The sequence below is a fragment of the Salmonella sp. SAL4457 genome, from assembly GCF_046548235.1.
Taxonomy (GTDB): domain Bacteria; phylum Pseudomonadota; class Gammaproteobacteria; order Enterobacterales; family Enterobacteriaceae; genus Salmonella; species Salmonella enterica.
Map to the genome: position 1 here is coordinate 242779 of NZ_JBGDZO010000005.1, position 17665 is coordinate 260443.

The 17665-nt window shown below is 55.9% G+C and carries 14 protein-coding genes; 6 read left to right on the forward strand and 8 right to left on the reverse strand.

Going from position 1 to position 17665, the window contains the following annotated elements:
• Window positions 1-83 precede the first annotated feature (83 nt).
• Window positions 84-1580 (reverse strand): inorganic phosphate transporter PitA, encoded by a 1497-nt coding sequence (gene pitA / locus ACLJNW_RS17285; protein WP_000902764.1) that lies wholly within the window; start codon window positions 1578-1580, stop codon window positions 84-86.
• Between the two features lie 230 nt (window positions 1581-1810).
• On the opposite strand from pitA, the gene ACLJNW_RS17290 reads away from it, so the two are divergent.
• The 4 genes from ACLJNW_RS17290 (at window position 1811) to ACLJNW_RS17305 (ending at window position 8242) form a co-directional block, all read left to right on the forward strand.
• On the forward strand, window positions 1811-3007 hold the full coding sequence (locus tag ACLJNW_RS17290; protein ID WP_024154673.1) for an NAD(P)/FAD-dependent oxidoreductase: 1197 nt from the start codon (window positions 1811-1813) through the stop codon (window positions 3005-3007).
• Window positions 3008-3312: 305 nt separating this feature from the next.
• A complete protein-coding gene (locus ACLJNW_RS17295) occupies window positions 3313-4380 on the forward strand; it encodes an HlyD family secretion protein (protein WP_000359836.1) in 1068 nt (355 codons plus the stop codon).
• Window positions 4377-7118, forward strand: a complete 2742-nt coding sequence (rbbA, locus tag ACLJNW_RS17300) for a ribosome-associated ATPase/putative transporter RbbA (RefSeq protein WP_000202482.1) — start codon at window positions 4377-4379, stop codon at window positions 7116-7118. Before ACLJNW_RS17295 ends, rbbA begins: the two co-directional genes overlap by 4 nt.
• Window positions 7118-8242, forward strand: a complete 1125-nt coding sequence (locus tag ACLJNW_RS17305) for an ABC transporter permease (RefSeq protein ID WP_024154674.1) — start codon at window positions 7118-7120, stop codon at window positions 8240-8242. The genes rbbA and ACLJNW_RS17305 overlap by 1 nt, the downstream gene beginning before the upstream one ends.
• A 101-nt stretch (window positions 8243-8343) precedes the next feature.
• Here the strand turns inward: ACLJNW_RS17305 and nikR are convergent, their stop codons facing one another.
• The 3 genes from nikR to ACLJNW_RS17320 form a co-directional block, all read right to left on the reverse strand.
• On the reverse strand, window positions 8344-8745 hold the full coding sequence (gene nikR, locus ACLJNW_RS17310; RefSeq protein ID WP_001190057.1) for a nickel-responsive transcriptional regulator NikR: 402 nt from the start codon (window positions 8743-8745) through the stop codon (window positions 8344-8346).
• A gap of 90 nt (window positions 8746-8835) precedes the next feature.
• Complete coding sequence (acpT, locus tag ACLJNW_RS17315; RefSeq protein WP_023204132.1) at window positions 8836-9414, reverse strand: 4'-phosphopantetheinyl transferase AcpT; 579 nt, start codon at window positions 9412-9414, stop codon at window positions 8836-8838.
• Window positions 9415-9465: 51 nt separating this feature from the next.
• On the reverse strand, window positions 9466-10515 hold the full coding sequence (locus tag ACLJNW_RS17320; RefSeq protein WP_000179589.1) for an AI-2E family transporter: 1050 nt from the start codon (window positions 10513-10515) through the stop codon (window positions 9466-9468).
• An 89-nt stretch (window positions 10516-10604) separates the two neighbouring features.
• Here ACLJNW_RS17320 and ACLJNW_RS17325 point away from each other — a divergent pair, with 89 nt between their 5' ends.
• Window positions 10605-11864 (forward strand): MFS transporter, encoded by a 1260-nt coding sequence (locus tag ACLJNW_RS17325; RefSeq protein ID WP_077909645.1) that lies wholly within the window; start codon window positions 10605-10607, stop codon window positions 11862-11864.
• A 3-nt stretch (window positions 11865-11867) separates the two neighbouring features.
• Here ACLJNW_RS17325 and ACLJNW_RS17330 read toward each other — a convergent pair whose 3' ends face one another.
• Window positions 11868-12425: a DcrB family lipoprotein gene (locus tag ACLJNW_RS17330; RefSeq protein ID WP_021000870.1), complete on the reverse strand. Its 558-nt coding sequence runs from the start codon at window positions 12423-12425 to the stop codon at window positions 11868-11870.
• Between the two features lie 72 nt (window positions 12426-12497).
• Window positions 12498-13163 carry a 7-cyano-7-deazaguanine/7-aminomethyl-7-deazaguanine transporter gene (locus ACLJNW_RS17335; RefSeq protein WP_024154675.1) on the reverse strand — a complete coding sequence of 222 codons (666 nt, stop codon included), beginning with the start codon at window positions 13161-13163 and terminating at the stop codon, window positions 12498-12500.
• A 169-nt stretch (window positions 13164-13332) separates the two neighbouring features.
• Between ACLJNW_RS17335 and tusA the strand changes: the two genes are divergently transcribed.
• Window positions 13333-13578: a sulfurtransferase TusA gene (gene tusA / locus ACLJNW_RS17340; protein ID WP_001541054.1), complete on the forward strand. Its 246-nt coding sequence runs from the start codon at window positions 13333-13335 to the stop codon at window positions 13576-13578.
• Between the two features lie 23 nt (window positions 13579-13601).
• Here the strand turns inward: tusA and tcp are convergent, their stop codons facing one another.
• Window positions 13602-15245 carry a methyl-accepting chemotaxis citrate transducer gene (gene tcp, locus ACLJNW_RS17345; RefSeq protein WP_000789670.1) on the reverse strand — a complete coding sequence of 548 codons (1644 nt, stop codon included), beginning with the start codon at window positions 15243-15245 and terminating at the stop codon, window positions 13602-13604.
• A 199-nt stretch (window positions 15246-15444) separates the two neighbouring features.
• Window positions 15445-17643, reverse strand: a complete 2199-nt coding sequence (gene zntA / locus ACLJNW_RS17350; RefSeq protein WP_023204131.1) for a Zn(II)/Cd(II)/Pb(II) translocating P-type ATPase ZntA — start codon at window positions 17641-17643, stop codon at window positions 15445-15447.
• Window positions 17644-17665: the final 22 nt, after the last annotated feature.

The window sequence follows — 17665 nt, forward strand, 5'->3', positions numbered from 1 at the left end:
TAGATAAGCCTCCCGGATGACAGGCCTGTGTTGCTTCATCCTGACAGGCCGGATTAGCGACAGCGCTATCCGGCCCATTTGGCTTAAATAATCTTCAGGGAAAGCCAGTACAGCACGCCGGAAAGAATAATCGCCGCCGGTAACGTAAATACCCAGGCCATCAGAATGCTGGTCACGGTTTTACGCTGCAACCCGCCGCCATCAACGACCATGGTTCCCGCCACTGAAGAGGAGAGTACGTGAGTGGTAGAAACTGGCATACCGGTGTAGCTGGCAAGACCGATAGAGACTGCCGCCGTCATCTGTGCCGACATTCCCTGCGCATACGTCATGCCTTTTTTACCAATTTTCTCGCCGATAGTGGTCGCCACGCGACGCCAGCCGATCATCGTACCAATACCCAGCGCCAACGCCACTGCCATAATGATCCACACTGGCGCATACTCAATGGTGCTTAACATATCGGTCTTCAGCTTTTTCAGCAGGCGCTGGTCATCGCTGCTTACGCCAGGCAATTTCACGACTTTGTCGGTCGTGTCGGAAATGCACAGCATAATGCGACGCAACTGACTACGCTGTTCAACGCTTAACTTGTCGTAGCTTTCCACGTTTGCCAGCATCCCTTTCGCACGGTTAAGCGCGTTAATGGTGTTAGCCGGATGGCAGTGGAATTCAGTCGGTTCAGTCGCGCCCGGTTCCGGAGACGGAATCAGTTGGTCAACGCCGGTGACGGCTTTCAGCAGGTCAGGACGCTGCTCAAAGTACGTTTCGACATTGTTGATAGCATCGCGCGTACGGGTGATTTCGTAGCTGGAGGCATTCATATTGACCACGAAACCCGCAGGCGCGACGCCAATCAGCACCAGCATGACCAGGCCAATGCCTTTCTGACCATCGTTCGCGCCATGCGAAAACGCCACGCCGATAGCGGAGAGGATTAGCGCGATACGCGTCCAGAACGGCGGCTTTTTCTTGCCGTCTTTCTTTTCACGTTCGGCTGGCGTCAGGTGGATACGGGCGCGTTTCTTAGTACCGCTCCAGTAGCGGCGCAGCAAGAAAATCAGACCGCCGGCGAATACCAGACCGACAATAGGGGAGATAATGAGTGAACCGAAAATATTGATAACTTTCGGGATGTTAAGCGCATCCACCACTGACGTGCCGGTCATCATCGCATTGGTTAAACCGATGCCGATAATGGCGCCAATCAGCGTATGGGAACTGGACGCCGGCAACCCGAAATACCAGGTACCGAGGTTCCAGATAATCGCCGCCAGCAACATGGAAAAGACCATAGCGAGGCCGTGCGCGGAACCCATGTTGAGCAGGAGATCCGTCGGTAGCATATGCACAATGGCATACGCCACGCTGAGACCCCCCAGCAAAACGCCAAAAAAGTTAAACACCGCCGCCATGACAACCGCCAGCTGCGAACGCATCGCACGGGTGTAAATCACGGTTGCGACTGCATTGGCTGTGTCATGGAAGCCGTTAATCGCTTCGTAGAACAGCACAAAAGCCAGAGCAAGCAATAATAAAAGCCCGGTATGTAAATCCAGGCCAGCAAACAAATGTAGCATAGGACGTTACGCCATTTTGAGGACATGAACGCGGCGCATTATCAGTGACTTTGGCGGCGCGGGCAAAGTGAAATATAGACTTTTTTTGATGTACTTCGTGCTTTGTTTGATATCACTAAAGAATTATCTTATATATTTCAGATAAATACCATTTTCAGGCGCTTTTCGCGCTGGTGCGACCACTGAGGAAACTTTACAATTCCCGCCCGAATTTGAGAGAGGAAGGCGACGTGGAAAGGTTTGATGCCGTTATTATAGGCGCTGGCGCAGCGGGCATGTTTTGCGCCGCGCAGGCAGGACAGGCGGGTAGCCGCGTGCTGCTCATCGATAATGGCAAGAAGCCAGGACGTAAAATCCTCATGTCCGGTGGTGGACGCTGCAACTTTACTAATCTTTATGTTGAGCCTGCTGCGTATTTGAGCCAGAACCCCCATTTTTGCAAATCAGCATTAGCCCGCTATACCCAGTGGGACTTTATCGATCTGGTCGGCAGGTATGGGATAGCCTGGCATGAGAAAACGCTGGGACAGCTTTTTTGCGATGATTCCGCCCAACGCATTGTCGATATGCTGGTTGCCGAGTGCGACAAAGGCGGCGTAACGATGCGCCTGCGTAGCGAGGTATTGAGCGTCGAGCGTGATGAGTCGGGTTTCATACTGGCGTTGAACGGCGAGACGGTGACTACGCAAAAGTTGGTGATTGCCAGCGGCGGCCTGTCGATGCCGGGGCTTGGCGCATCACCGTTTGGCTATAAAATCGCCGAACAGTTTGGTCTCAAGGTGTTGCCGACGCGCGCCGGGCTGGTGCCCTTTACGCTACATAAGCCGCTGTTAGAACAGCTCCAGACGCTGTCTGGCGTCTCTGTGCCCTGCGTGATTACCGCCCGCAATGGCACGGTATTTCGGGAAAACCTACTTTTTACCCATCGTGGGCTGTCCGGCCCCGCCGTTTTACAGATTTCCAGCTACTGGCAACCGGGCGAGTTAGTGAGCATTAACTTATTGCCGGACCTCTCGCTGGAAGATGTTCTCAATGAACAGCGTAACGCGCACCCGAACCAGAGTCTGAAGAACACGCTGGCGATGCATCTGCCGAAACGGTTGGTGGAGTGTTTACAACAGTTGGGGCACATCCCGGATGTATCGCTCGGACAGTTGAACGTTCGTGACCAGCAGGCGTTGGTTGACACGCTTACGGCCTGGCAAGTGCAGCCTAACGGCACCGAAGGCTATCGGACAGCGGAAGTGACGCTGGGCGGCGTGGATACAAACGAACTATCATCGCGGACTATGGAAGCGCGCCGCGTGCCGGGTCTCTATTTTATCGGCGAAGTGATGGACGTCACCGGCTGGTTGGGCGGCTATAACTTCCAGTGGGCGTGGTCGAGCGCCTGGGCCTGCGCGCAGGATTTGGCGGCAAAACGCTAAGTACCATTACAAACAATAAGCGAATAGACATCCCGGACAGAGGTGTTAGTATCGATTTATAGCAGTTATGAGTATGCGTGTTTCATTTACGGCCAGGAACGCTGATGATGACAACATTACTCCCTCTTTTCCGGGTACCTACATCATTCACTCCCTTTGACGGCGAGCGCTTCATCGGCGTCTGTTCGTCGTCTGGCCCCTTTTCTTTTTTCATTCTTATCCCGAATGGAAACCCCCGCTGAGCGCACGCCCGGCGGACTTTGTGACACGCATGGTTAGACAACAGGGATTACGGCGGGTCGATTATGGACAAAATGAAGCGTCATCTGGTGTGGTGGGGAGCGGGGATTCTTGTGGCGGTGGCCGCGATAGCCTGGTGGATGCTGCGCCCTGCGGGAATACCGGAGGGGTTTGCCGCCAGCAACGGCAGAATTGAAGCCACCGAAGTGGATATTGCCACTAAGATTGCCGGGCGTATTGATACCATCCTCGTTTCGGAAGGGCAGTTCGTTCGTCAGGGCGAGGTGCTGGCGAAAATGGATACCCGCGTATTGCAGGAGCAGCGGCTGGAGGCGATTGCGCAGATTAAAGAGGCCGAGAGCGCAGTTGCCGCCGCCCGCGCCTTGCTGGAGCAACGCCAGAGTGAAATGCGCGCCGCGCAGTCGGTCGTCAAACAGCGGGAAGCTGAGCTGGACTCCGTCTCTAAACGTCACGTGCGTTCTCGCTCGCTGTCGCAGCGTGGCGCGGTATCTGTACAACAGTTAGATGACGATCGCGCGGCGGCGGAAAGCGCGCGCGCCGCCCTGGAGACCGCCAAAGCGCAGGTATCTGCGGCAAAAGCGGCGATTGAAGCGGCGCGTACCAGTATTATCCAGGCGCAAACGCGCGTGGAAGCGGCGCAGGCGACCGAGCGGCGTATTGTCGCCGACATCGACGACAGCGAATTAAAAGCGCCGCGCGATGGACGCGTGCAGTACCGCGTTGCGGAGCCGGGCGAAGTGTTATCGGCTGGCGGCCGGGTGTTGAACATGGTCGATCTCAGCGATGTTTATATGACATTTTTCCTGCCGACCGAACAGGCGGGGTTGTTGAAGATCGGCGGCGAAGCGCGACTGGTGCTGGACGCCGCGCCGGATCTGCGTATTCCGGCGACGATCAGTTTTGTCGCCAGCGTGGCGCAGTTCACGCCCAAAACCGTGGAAACCCACGATGAACGACTGAAGCTGATGTTCCGCGTCAAAGCGCGTATTCCGCCAGAGCTACTGCGACAGCATCTGGAATATGTCAAAACCGGTTTGCCGGGAATGGCCTGGGTTCGTCTGGATGAGCGCGTGCCCTGGCCTGACGCTCTAAGCGTGAGGCTGTCGCAATGACGTCGCTGAAGCTGGTGCCTGTTCCTCCCGTGGCGCAGCTTGAGGGGGTGAGCCAGCATTACGGAAAAACAGCCGCGCTGAACAATATCACGCTGGACATTCCCGCCCGTAGTATGGTCGGGCTGATTGGTCCGGACGGGGTGGGTAAGTCGAGCCTGCTGTCGCTGATTTCTGGCGCGCGGGTGATTGAGCAAGGGAACGTTATCGTCCTGGGCGGCGATATGCGCGATGCGAAACATCGCCGCGACGTCTGTCCGCGCATCGCCTGGATGCCGCAGGGGCTGGGGAAAAACCTTTATCACACGCTATCGGTTTATGAGAACGTCGATTTTTTCGCTCGTCTCTTTGGTCATGACAAAGCTGAACGCGAAGCGCGTATTACCGAGCTGCTGAACAGCACCGGCCTGGCGCCGTTTCGTGACCGTCCTGCCGGGAAGCTGTCCGGTGGGATGAAACAAAAGCTGGGGTTGTGCTGTGCGCTGATTCATGACCCGGAATTGCTGATTCTTGATGAGCCTACCACCGGCGTGGACCCGCTCTCCCGCGCTCAGTTCTGGGACTTAATCGACAGTATCCGCCAACGGCAGACCAATATGAGCGTGTTGGTCGCAACGGCCTATATGGAAGAGGCGGAGCGTTTTGACTGGCTGGTGGCGATGAATGCGGGCGAGATACTGGCAACCGGCAGCGCGCAGCAACTGCGGGCAAAAACCCATAGCGCGACGCTGGAACAGGCGTTTATCGCCCTGTTGCCAGAAGCGCAGCGCCAGGCGCATAAGCCAGTGGTGATCCCGCCGTATCACGCTGAGCAGGAAGAGATTGCCATTGAGGCGAAAGATCTGACCATGCGCTTCGGTAAGTTCGTCGCGGTTGACCATGTTAATTTCCGCATTCCGCGCGGCGAGATTTTTGGCTTCCTCGGTTCAAACGGTTGCGGCAAATCGACCACCATGAAAATGCTGACCGGTCTGCTTCCCGCCAGCGAAGGCCAGGCCTGGCTATTTGGCCAGCCGGTAGACCCGAACGACATCGATACCCGTCGCCGGGTTGGGTATATGTCGCAGGCTTTTTCGCTCTATAACGAACTCACCGTGCGGCAGAATCTGGAACTTCATGCCCGCCTGTTTCATATTCCGCCAGCGGAGATCCCGGCGCGCGTCGCGCAGATGATCGAACGCTTTATGCTAACGGAGGTGGAAGATACGCTCCCCGCTTCGTTACCGCTCGGTATCCGCCAGCGTTTATCGCTGGCGGTAGCGGTGATCCATCGCCCGGAAATGCTGATTCTTGATGAGCCAACGTCCGGCGTTGATCCGGTCGCCAGGGATATGTTCTGGCAGCTTATGGTCGATCTTTCGCGTCAGGATAAGGTGACGATTTTTATCTCGACCCATTTTATGAACGAAGCGGAACGTTGCGACCGAATGTCATTGATGCACGCCGGTAAAGTGCTCGCCAGCGGTACGCCGCAGGAATTGGTGCAACAGCGGGGCGCGGCCAATCTGGAGGCGGCGTTTATTTCCTGGCTACAGGAAGCTGCGGGAGCGGCGCCTGAAACCCCAATACCGCCATCCCAGACGCCCGCCGCGTCAGGTAAACCGTCGCGGCAGGGATTGAGCTTCCGGCGCTTGTTCAGCTACAGTCGCCGCGAAGCGCTGGAGCTACGCCGCGATCCGGTACGCTCGACGCTGGCGCTGCTGGGAACGGTAATTCTGATGCTGATTATGGGCTATGGCATCAGTATGGACGTGGAGAACCTGCGTTTTGCCGTACTCGACCGCGATCAAACCGTCAGCAGCCAGGCATGGTCGCTCAATCTGGCGGGATCGCGCTATTTTATCGAACAGCCGCCGCTCGCCAGCTATGACGAGCTTGACCGGCGGATGCGTTCGGGAGAGTTGGCGGTTGCCATTGAGATCCCGCCTAATTTTGGCCGCGATATTGCTCGCGGTACGCCAGCGCAGATTGGCGTCTGGGTGGATGGCGCTATGCCCAGCCGCGCCGAGACGGTGAAGGGGTACGTTCAGGCGATGCACCAAAGCTGGCTGCAGGAGGCGGCGAGTCGTCAGCCGAACCCGGTTAAACAGACCGGGCTGCTCAACATTGAAACGCGCTATCGTTATAACCCGGATGTGAAAAGTCTGCCCGCTATCGTTCCGGCGGTCATTCCGCTGCTGCTCATGATGATCCCGTCAATGCTTAGCGCCCTGAGCGTGGTGCGGGAGAAAGAGCTGGGGTCGATGATTAATCTGTACGTAACGCCGACGACACGCAGCGAATTTTTGCTGGGTAAACAACTGCCGTATATCGCGCTGGGTATGCTGAACTTCTTGCTACTGTGCGCGTTGTCGGTCTTTGTGTTCGGCGTGCCGCTGAAAGGCAGCTTTCTCACGCTTACCCTCGCGGCGCTGCTTTACGTCATCATCGCCACCGGTCTGGGGCTGCTGATCTCCACGTTTATGAAGAGCCAAATCGCCGCTATTTTTGGGACGTCGATTATTACCCTCATTCCGGCAACACAATTTTCCGGCATGATCGATCCGGTGGCTTCGCTGGAAGGACCGGGAAGATGGATCGGCGAGATCTACCCGACCAGCCATTTTCTGACGATCGCACGCGGGACGTTTTCCAAAGCGTTGGATCTGTCCGATCTCTGGCCGTTATTTATGCCGTTACTGATTGCCGTCCCGGTGGTGATGGGTCTGAGCATTCTGCTGCTGAAAAAACAGGAGGGGTAATGCACGGATTACGTAATATTTATAACCTCGGCGTCAAAGAACTGCGCAGTCTGCTGGGCGACAAAGCGATGCTGTCGCTGATCGTCTTCGCCTTTACGATTTCGGTTTACTCCTCCGCTACCGTCCTGCCCGGTTCGTTGCATCTTGCCCCTATCGCCATCGCCGATATGGATCAGTCGCAGTTGTCGAACCGTATTGTGAATAGTTTTTACCGCCCGTGGTTTCTGCCGCCGGAGATGATTACGGCAACGGAAATGGATGCCGGACTGGATGCCGGACGCTATACCTTTGCGGTCAATATTCCGCCGAATTTCCAGCGTGATGTGCTGGCCGGACGTCAGCCTGATATTCAGGTTAACGTCGATGCGACGCGCATGAGCCAGGCGTTTACCGGCAACAGTTATATCCAGAATATTATTAGCGGCGAGGTCAACAGCTTTGTGGCGCGCGCGCGGGGAGATAACGTTCAGCCGGTGTCGCTGGAGATTCGGATGCGCTTTAACCCAAATCTGGACCCGGCGTGGTTTGGCGGCGTGATGGCGATTATCAACAACATTACCATGCTGGCGATAGTGCTGACCGGATCGGCGCTGATCCGCGAGCGAGAACACGGCACGGTAGAGCATCTGTTGGTGATGCCGGTCACGCCCTTTGAGATCATGATGGCAAAAGTGTGGTCGATGGGGCTGGTCGTGCTGGTGGTTTCCGGTTTGTCTTTGATGCTGATGGTGAAAGGCGTACTTGGCGTACCGATTGAAGGATCGATCCCATTGTTTATGTTGGGCGTGGCGCTGAGCCTGTTCGCCACCACTTCAATTGGGATTTTTATGGGCACCATCGCCCGTTCGATGCCGCAACTGGGGTTATTAATGATTCTGGTACTGTTACCGCTACAAATGCTTTCCGGCGGTTCCACGCCGCGCGAAAGTATGCCGCAGGCGGTGCAGGATATTATGCTGACCATGCCGACGACGCATTTTGTCAGTCTTGCCCAGGCTATTCTTTATCGCGGCGCAGGTTTGAGTATCGTCTGGCCGCAGTTCCTGACCCTGCTGGCGATAGGCGGCGTGTTCTTCCTGATAGCGCTGTTACGCTTCAGAAAAACGATTGGCACAATGGCGTAAACATTATTGCCGGATGGCGGCTGCGCCTCATCCGGCCTACAAACGACGACGTGCGAACGTAGGCCGGGCAAGCGAGGCCCCCCCGGCAAGGCGCTGGGGCGTTAGTCTTCTTTCGGCAAACACTGCAAGTGGCCGTGGCGCACGCCGCGCTGGGCGATAACATCATCGGCAAAATGCTGTACGTCGCCCATATCGCCCTTCAGAACGGCGATCTCCAGACAGTCATCGTGGTTGATATGGACGTGCAGCGTGGCGACGGATAAATCATGATGATGATGCTGGGTGGAGACGATGCGGCTGGCTAAATCCCGTTTCTCATGTTCATAAACATATGAAAGTACCGCGAAACCCTGTGTGCCGTGTTCTTGGGTGGCCTCCTGCGCCAGAGCGCCGCGCAGAATATCACGGATCGCTTCGGAGCGATTGTTATAGCCGCGTCGCTGGCTCAGGCTGTCCAGCGTTTCCAGTAAATCGTCATCGAGGGTGATGGTGACACGTTGCATCTGACTTAAACCTTTTGGTATGGCGCGTCGGCGCATGGGAAGCTCCGCATTTTGTAACACACGTCCGCCGCCAGAGGGAAAATTAATGTGTCATAACGCTTTTGTTATCGTCTGCGGCGTCAGCGTAAACGGTGTGGGGGTACAGACTGCCAGACTGAGCGTATCGAGCTGACACTGGCTGACCGACAAGGCAGAGGGCAACGTGCTGTCCACGCTGACGATTTGCCAGGCGCTGCCGCCGCGTTGTTTTACGATGGCTTCTTTACGCGTCCAGATACGCCAGAATGCCGCCAGTTGTTGCTCCGGACGTTCCGCTTCCATTTCAGCATGTTCGCCGAGGCTGAATACCGCATTTGCCAGCGAACGCCAGTTATCGCGCGGGCGGATCACTTCAATATCGCAGCCGACTTCACCTTCGTCGCTAAGCAACAGAGCAATAGTGTCGCCGCTATGGCTGAGGTTAAACCACAGCGGCGTTCCGGCGGAAAAAGCCGGTTTACCCTGTTCGCCATACACCATCTCCGGTAGCGGCGAGAGCGCACGGGAAAGCAGCACGCACCCGGCCAGCCAGCTTGCCCGGCGAACGCCCTGCGGCGCCTGAGCGATTAACGCGTCGGGCAATTGACCTGCGCTTAATGTTGACACTTTTCCCAGAACGACCTGGTACATATCAGGACCAACGTTGCCTATGAAGAAGAGGAGATTGTAGCATCTGTCGCCTCATCCCGGTAAACGGCTTTTCGGTCGGCCTGGCCCCAGTAAGATCGCCAGTTTGCTGCCGCCTTTAGTGGTTTCCATCCAGATTTTGCAGACGCTGGTCAAAGGAACGGACAAGAGCATCCCGACCGGGCCTAATAGCCATCCCCAGACCAGTAACGAAAGAAATACCACCAGCGTGGACATTCCCAGACGATGGCCCATCATGCGTGGCTCCATAATGTTGCCAATCACCATATGGACCACCAAAAAGAGCGCGCCGACCAGTACGCACTCGTAAAAACCGTTAAATAACAGCGCCTGAATCATGGGGGGAACGGCGGAAATCACCGAGCCGATATTAGGAACGTAATTGAGCAAAAAGGCCAGTACGCCCCACATTAGCGCAAACTGAATACCCATTAACGCCAGCCCCAGCCAGATAATCGCGCCCGTCCATAAACTGAGCAGCGTTTTCAGCGCCAGATAATGCGAGACGCCTTTCAGGGCGCGGTGCAGGCCGGCAATATGAATTTGTGGATTGTTTAGCGCGAAACGTAATTTATAAGGCACGTGGCGCACCTCAAATAGCATAAAAACCACGGTCATCACCAGCAGCACAATGCTTGCCATCGCGCCCGATACGCCGGTCATTAATGTTGTGGTGAAGAGCATGATTTTATCGGAATCCATCCCGCGGAGCATACGTTCCGGCGACATATGTAAATTCAGGAAGGGCATTAACTCCTGAAGGTGTAAGACTTTACGCGTCAGCTCCTTGCTGTATTTAGGCAGCATAGCGATAAATTCATTAAGCGATGCGGCAAGTACACCCACCAGCGCGGTAAGCACGATCAGCATGACGACCACCACGATAGTAATCGCCAGTGGTCGCTTCACGCCCCGACGAATAAACCAGGTCACTAATGGATTAAGAACAATGGCGAAAAAGAGCGCCAGCAAGAGTTGTACAATAATATCCGCCGCGGCATGAATCCCGGCGAGAATAATAACCAGGGAGGCCAGTTTCAGCAGAATATGCATACCCGTTTTGTCGGGTTGAGCGGTTGCCATGAAGTTTTCCTTGTTGTGTTTTTTTCTAAGTGTAGCGGCTGCCCTGATACCGATAATCTGAATCTCACTACTGATTTTCACCGCGCGCCATGATAGAAAAGAAAACATGTTGTAAAAATGCGGTGATACTCATGCCCGAACCCGTCGCTGAACCGGCGCTAAACGGATTGCGCCTCAATCTGCGTATTGTCTCCATTGTGATGTTTAACTTTGCCAGCTACCTGACTATCGGCCTGCCGCTCGCCGTCTTGCCCGGCTATGTGCATGATGCGATGGGATTCAGCGCGTTCTGGGCGGGGCTTATTATCAGCCTGCAATACTTCGCCACTCTGTTAAGCCGTCCCCATGCCGGACGGTATGCGGATGTATTAGGGCCGAAAAAAATCGTTGTCTTTGGCTTATGCGGCTGTTTTTTAAGCGGACTCGGCTACCTGCTGGCGGATATCGCCAGCGCCTGGCCGATGATCAGTTTGTTGCTACTGGGGCTGGGTCGCGTGATTTTGGGGATTGGGCAAAGTTTTGCCGGCACCGGTTCGACACTGTGGGGCGTCGGCGTCGTCGGGTCGTTGCATATTGGTCGGGTTATCTCCTGGAACGGTATCGTCACCTACGGCGCAATGGCGATGGGCGCGCCGCTGGGCGTGCTGTGTTATGCCTGGGGCGGGTTACAGGGACTGGCGCTAACGGTGATGGGCGTGGCGCTGTTCGCGATACTGTTAGCGCTTCCACGTCCGTCGGTGAAGGCGAACAAAGGCAAGCCGCTACCGTTTCGCGCGGTGCTGGGGCGTGTCTGGCTGTATGGTATGGCGTTGGCGCTGGCCTCGGCAGGGTTTGGCGTCATCGCGACGTTTATTACCTTATTTTATGATGCTAAAGGCTGGGATGGCGCCGCCTTTGCGCTCACGTTATTTAGCGTCGCGTTTGTCGGCACGCGTTTGCTGTTCCCTAACGGCATCAATCGCTTAGGCGGGTTAAATGTCGCCATGATCTGCTTTGGCGTGGAGATTATTGGTCTGTTACTGGTGGGGACGGCAGCCATGCCGTGGATGGCAAAAATCGGCGTTTTACTCACGGGGATGGGGTTTTCGCTGGTCTTTCCGGCGCTGGGCGTGGTGGCCGTCAAAGCCGTGCCGCCGCAGAACCAGGGTGCGGCGCTGGCGACCTATACCGTCTTTATGGATATGTCTTTGGGGGTTACCGGGCCGCTGGCAGGGCTGGTGATGACCTGGGCGGGCGTGCCGGTGATTTATCTGGCGGCGGCCGGGCTGGTAGCGATGGCGCTATTGCTGACCTGGCGCTTAAAAAAACGGCCTCCGTCTGCACTGCCGGAGGCCGCACCATCGTCGTAAAGGTTACTTAATAACCAACGTATTGATGATGTTTTCAGCCGTGGTTTGCGCTTTTTGCTGATTGTCCGCAGGCAGCGTGACCTGAATCGTCAGCAATTGGTTATCCACTTTGCCCAGCACGATGGAGGAGTACGCCGTCTGGCCCTTCGCGGAGATAATGCTGTCCAGTTGTTGCAACGTATGGCCTTTGAGCTCAATAGACTTATTGGTGACGACCTGAAGCTGCGGGTCGCGGTTACGCTGTTGCTCAAGCAGGCGGTTCGCCAGCACCGGCAACGCTTCATCGGTATTATCGCCGACGATAACAATCACCGCTTTCTGGCCCGTCGGGTCAGAATAAACGTGCATATTATTCGCCTGGGTGCCCAGCTTACCGCTTTGATCGGTCATATCCGCCGGCAGCGAGAAACTGAGTTTGCCATCCATCAGGCTGATGGGCTGACCGGAGGCCTGGCTTTCCGCGGCGGCGCTTTCTGCCGACGCTTTTGTATCGTTGTTATCACAGGCCGCAAGCCCCATAACCAGCAGGCCAATACCGGCATATTTAACCAAATTGCGCATTGACTTCTTCCTTTCGATAAACGGCCATAACGGCTCATTCGCTCATCTTATCACAACTCGGAAAACGAACCTTTAACTTGCCGGTAATGGGGAAATTTCAGATTTATCTGCCAGCTTTTTCAGCAACATATTCAGTAGAACGCCGTACATCGGCAGGAAGAAAATAATGCTGATGAGCACCTTAAAGCAATAATCCACCAGCGCAATTTCCATCCAGTGCCCGGCCATAAAGGCATCGGGGCTTCGCCAGAACGCAATGAAGAAAAAGGCAAGGGTATCGCTGATATTGCCAAACAGCGTTGAAGCGGTCGGCGCCAGCCACCAGCGACGATTTTGGCGCAGGCGGTTAAACACATGGACATCAAGGATCTGTCCCAGCACGTAGGCCATAAAGCTGGCGGCGGCGATACGGGCGACAAACAGATTAAAGTCCGCCAACGCGGCAAAACCTTGCCAGGCGCCCATATAGAACAGCGATGAAACCACATATGACACCAGCAGCGCAGGGATCATGACGGCGAAGATAATGCGGCGCGCCAGCGGTGCGCCAAAAATACGCACGGTAAGATCGGTGGCGAGAAAAATAAAAGGAAAACTAAACGCGCCCCAGGTCGTGTGGAAACCAAAAATAGTGATGGGGAGCTGCACCAGATAGTTACTGGAAATGATCACCAGTAAATGGAATAGCGATAGCCAGAACAACGCTTTTACGCGCTGTGATTGTGTAAACGGAGTCATATTGTGACCTTTTTGTTGGATGGGGTGAGGGAACCCAATAAAGAACCGCCGCATAATACTGTTTTGCGCTGGCATTGCAATGGCTAATTTTCACGCAATCGTTAACCTGCCTGGCTTACTGACGAAGATGGGCGTAAAATATCGCCGTTTTTCTACCATTGAGACGAAGATGAGCGATCTGTTTTCCTCCCCTGACCATACGCTTGACGCCCTGGGGCTGCGTTGCCCTGAACCAGTAATGATGGTGCGCAAAACGGTGCGCAACATGCAAACTGGCGAAACATTGCTGATTATCGCCGACGATCCGGCGACGACGCGTGATATTCCGGGGTTCTGTACCTTTATGGAACACGATTTGCTGGCGCAAGAGACGGAGGGTCTGCCGTACCGCTATTTATTGCGTAAAGCGCATTAACCGCACGGCAGATAACATTCTGATTAGAAGCTTTCCCAGTTCGCCTGTTCTGCGGCGGGCTGCGGCGTTAAACCTTTGCTTAACGGCGTCGGCGACGCCTCCCGACGAGGCTGTTTCTGGATGCGGAACGCGGCGACCGCCTGACGAAGTTCGTTAGCCTGATCTTCCAGCGCCGCCGCCGCTGCTGCGGATTCCTCTACCAGCGAGGCGTTTTGCTGCGTCACGCTGTCCATTTCCGATACCGCCTGCGCCACCTGCTCAATGCCTTTGCTTTGCTCATCGGAGGCAGAGGCGATTTCGCCCATAATATCGGTCACGCGAGTCACGGCGTTGACGATCTCTTTCATGGTTTCTCCCGCTTCGCGTACCTGCGTAGAGCCGGTATCAATGCGCGACACGGAGTTTTCAATCAGTACTTTGATCTCTTTGGCGGCCTGCGCGCTACGACTGGCCAACGTGCGTACCTCTCCGGCCACGACCGCGAATCCTCGCCCCTGTTCGCCGGCGCGGGCGGCTTCTACCGCGGCGTTCAGCGCCAGGATATTAGTCTGGAAGGCGATACCGTCAATCACGCTGGTGATGTCCACAATTTTTTCCGAGCTTTCGGCGATATCGTTCATGGTGCTCACTACGTTATCCACCACGCGTCCTCCTTTACGCGCGGTTTCTGATGCGGTTTTCGCCAGACCCGTCGCCTGTCGTGCGTTATCGGTGTTTTGCCGTACCGTGGCGGTTAACTGTTCCATGCTGGCGGCGGTCTCCTCCAGCGCCGAGGCCTGCTGTTCGGTACGGGAAGAGAGGTCGCTGCTGCCGGCGGAAATTTCGCCTGCGCCAGTATAGATAGAGTCTGCGTTATCGCGCACCGCGCTGACGGTACGGATTAACGACTGCTGCATCGTTTTGAGACCGGCAGCCAGTTGGCCCATTTCACTGCGTCCTTCGGCCTCTATCTCATGGGTAAGATCGCCGTCGGCGATAGTTTGAATGTGCGCCATAATCCGTTGCAGCGGGCGGAGTAGAACGCGTTGCAGCCCCAGCCAGATAAACGCCAGTACGATGAGCACGATAAGTAGAATTATCCCCAGCGTCCATTGCATCTGGGTAAAACTGCTCTGATTCTGATCGCTGGCTAATTTTATTAATTGCGCATTTTGAGAGAGCCACTTGTCATATACCTGCTCCATGTCATCCTGCGCTTTTTGCGCGTCAAGGTTGCCATAGGCGGCGTAATTATCGGCTTTAAGATAGTGGATAGACTGCTGCAAAACGTCATACATCTGCTTAAAGCTGGCTTCGGCCTGGGCATCCAACGCCGGATCTTTGCCTGCGATCGCTTCGGAGTTCACGTAGTTGTTGAAATGTTTTTCCGCTTCGTTGAGCGACGCGCCAGCGTTGGTTAACAGCGTGTTCATGGCGTCCAGCGAGGCGGGATCGCGCTGATTTTTTAACATGCGTATCGCCACGCGGTTAATGGTGACGCGTGTTTCGATCAATGTCTGAAAACTGCCGCCCAGTTCCTGTTGTTGGTAACTCAGTGCGCTCGCATTCTGGAAATTCAGCCGATCGCTGCTGACGGCGGAATAAAACAGTATTCCTGTCACCAGCAATAAGGCGCTAAATATGCCCAGCGTCGCGATAACGCCGGTGATGACTTTGATATTTTTCATAGTGCCTAACATTCCTTATTTTGTAGACGGTATGATCAATATCGGTTGGATAAAAATTAACCTTACATCAAATCACTCTATTTCTGATTAATGGTTTGATAAGTAATAGAAAATAAATAATTTTCGCGTGAATAATATGTACAAAGAAAGGAATACCGCGGGATAACCCGGCGACACGACGCCGCCGGGCGGGAGAAGATTAGTTTTTACGCAGCAAACGTAGCGCGTTGGCGGTCACCAATACCGTGGCTCCCGTATCCGCCAGGATTGCCAGCCATAGCCCGGTAAAACCCAGTAGCGTCGTCACCAGGAAAATAGCTTTCAGCCCCAGCGCAATGGTGATGTTCTGCCGGATATTCGCGTGGGTAGCGCGCGCCAGCGTAATCATCTGCGCTAACCCGCGCAGACGGTTATGAGTAAGGGCGGCGTCAGCCGTTTCCAGCGCGACGTCAGTACCGCTGCCCATCGCAATTCCGATACTGGCGGCTTTCATCGCGGGCGCATCGTTAATGCCGTCGCCCACCATGGCCAGCGGCGCTTGTTGGTTAAGGGCGGTGACTGCCCGCACCTTGTCTTCCGGCAGTAGCCCGGCTTTAAACGCCAGATCCAGCTCGCCGGCAATCGCTGCCGCCGCCCGTGGGTTATCGCCGGTCAGAATCACACCGTTAACGCCTAACTGATGCAGTTCGCGGATGGCGTCGCGCGCATCGTCACGCAACGTATCCTGGAGGGCGAGGACGCCAAGTACGGTCTCGTTACGCAGCACCAGAACCACCGTCTGCCCGGCGTTTTCCAGTTCGCTAATTTGCCCGGCAAACGCTGCCGTAGGCTGTTTTCCCGCCGCGCAAATCAGAATACGTTCGCCGTTAACCTGCGCTTCAATTCCGGTGCCGGCCAGCGTTCGCTGCGATTCCGCCGTCGGGATCGCCAGATCGCGTGTCTGCGCTTCGCGGACAATAGCCTGCGCCAGCGGGTGCGTAGCGCCTTGTTCTACGGCTGCCGCCAGCGCCAACAGTTCAGCCTCGCTGATACCGCTTGCCGGATGAATCGCCGTCACCCGTGGTTTACCAATGGTCAACGTACCGGTTTTATCAAAGGCGACCTGCGTGATACGGCCCAGTTGCTCCAGCGCTGCGCCGCCTTTAATCAATGCGCCGCGCCGTGCCGCCGCCGCCAGCCCGGAGGTAATGGCCGCGGGCGTGGAGATCACCAGCGCGCACGGGCAACCGATGAGCAGCAGCGTCAGCCCTTTATAAATCCACTCCTGCCAGCCGCCATCGAACATCAGCGGCGGAATAAGCGTCACCAGCAGCGCGATGACCATAATGACTGGCGTATAGATGCGGCTGAAACGGTCAATAAACCGCTCAATGGGCGCACGGCGCTCTTCCGCCTCTTCAATCAGCGTCAGGATACGGTCAATCGCGCTGGCGCCAGGTTCAGATAGCACCTCCAGGGTGACGAGACGGTCAACGCTGGTCGCGCCTGCCGGGACTTTGTCGCCCGTTGCGCGCTCCACCGGGATAGACTCGCCGGTGAGCGCGCTTTCATCAAAGCTGGCGAAACCGGAAACCAGTTTACCGTCGGCGGGTAAACGCCCCCCGGCGGCGACTTCGATAATATCGCCCGGTCGCAGGGTATTAATCGCGACCTCTTCCCGTACGCCGTCGCGCAGACGGGTCGCCGTTTCCGGTTTAAGCGCCATTAACGCGCTGACGCCTTTACGGGCGCGGCTGGCGGCCCATCCTTCCAGGCGCTCGCCGATGAGGAACAGCAGCAATACCATTGCCGCCTCCGCCGTCGCGCCAATAAACAGCGCGCCAATGGCGGCGACGCTCATCAGCGTTTCAATAGCGAACCAACTGCCGCTTTTCATCAGCCGCAGCGCCTGGCGGGCAATAGGATACAGACCGACCAGGGTGGTGGCGATAAAGGCCAGTTGGCCGAACGGGTGGTTAAATTGCTCCAGCCCCCAGCTTATCGCCATCATAATGATCAGCGTAATAAGCGGCAGGTTCTCTTTAAGACGAGATTCAGGCGCGGCGTCGCGCGAATCTTCGCTACGCAAGGTATAACCCGCCTTCTGTACGGCGCGTTCAATTTGCGCGCGGAGGTCGGCGTCGGCATCGACCACTAACTTTTCGGTGGCGAACAGCACTTGCGCCTGGTTGACGCCGCGAATTTGGCGGACCGCATTCTCCACTTTTCGGGCGCAGGCGGCGCAGTCCATGCCGGAGATTTTCCAGGTATAGCGCGTGCCTGCCACGGCAGTAGAAACAGGCGCGCTGGACGCGCAATGTTCTTCGCAGCAGCAGCTATCGGCCTTCTGTATCGCCGGGGCTAATCTGAAGGAGGTAAAGGGCGGGACTTTTTTGCCATCGGTATCAGGGGTCGACATAACGTCCTCCGGTTGATGATAA

Bases quoted from the DNA above. Each gene is read 5' to 3' on its own strand.
- pitA (WP_000902764.1), bottom strand. From the start codon at position 1,580: ATGCTACATTTGTTTGCTGGCCTGGATTTACATACCGGGCTTTTATTA.
- ACLJNW_RS17295 (WP_000359836.1), top strand. From the start codon at position 3,313: ATGGACAAAATGAAGCGTCATCTGGTGTGGTGGGGAGCGGGGATTCTT.
- rbbA (WP_000202482.1), top strand. From the start codon at position 4,377: ATGACGTCGCTGAAGCTGGTGCCTGTTCCTCCCGTGGCGCAGCTTGAG.
- ACLJNW_RS17305 (WP_024154674.1), top strand. From the start codon at position 7,118: ATGCACGGATTACGTAATATTTATAACCTCGGCGTCAAAGAACTGCGC.
- nikR (WP_001190057.1), bottom strand. From the start codon at position 8,745: ATGCAACGTGTCACCATCACCCTCGATGACGATTTACTGGAAACGCTG.
- acpT (WP_023204132.1), bottom strand. From the start codon at position 9,414: ATGTACCAGGTCGTTCTGGGAAAAGTGTCAACATTAAGCGCAGGTCAA.
- ACLJNW_RS17320 (WP_000179589.1), bottom strand. From the start codon at position 10,515: ATGGCAACCGCTCAACCCGACAAAACGGGTATGCATATTCTGCTGAAA.
- ACLJNW_RS17325 (WP_077909645.1), top strand. From the start codon at position 10,605: ATGATAGAAAAGAAAACATGTTGTAAAAATGCGGTGATACTCATGCCC.
- ACLJNW_RS17330 (WP_021000870.1), bottom strand. From the start codon at position 12,425: ATGCGCAATTTGGTTAAATATGCCGGTATTGGCCTGCTGGTTATGGGG.
- ACLJNW_RS17335 (WP_024154675.1), bottom strand. From the start codon at position 13,163: ATGACTCCGTTTACACAATCACAGCGCGTAAAAGCGTTGTTCTGGCTA.
- tusA (WP_001541054.1), top strand. From the start codon at position 13,333: ATGAGCGATCTGTTTTCCTCCCCTGACCATACGCTTGACGCCCTGGGG.
- tcp (WP_000789670.1), bottom strand. From the start codon at position 15,245: ATGAAAAATATCAAAGTCATCACCGGCGTTATCGCGACGCTGGGCATA.
- zntA (WP_023204131.1), bottom strand. From the start codon at position 17,643: ATGTCGACCCCTGATACCGATGGCAAAAAAGTCCCGCCCTTTACCTCC.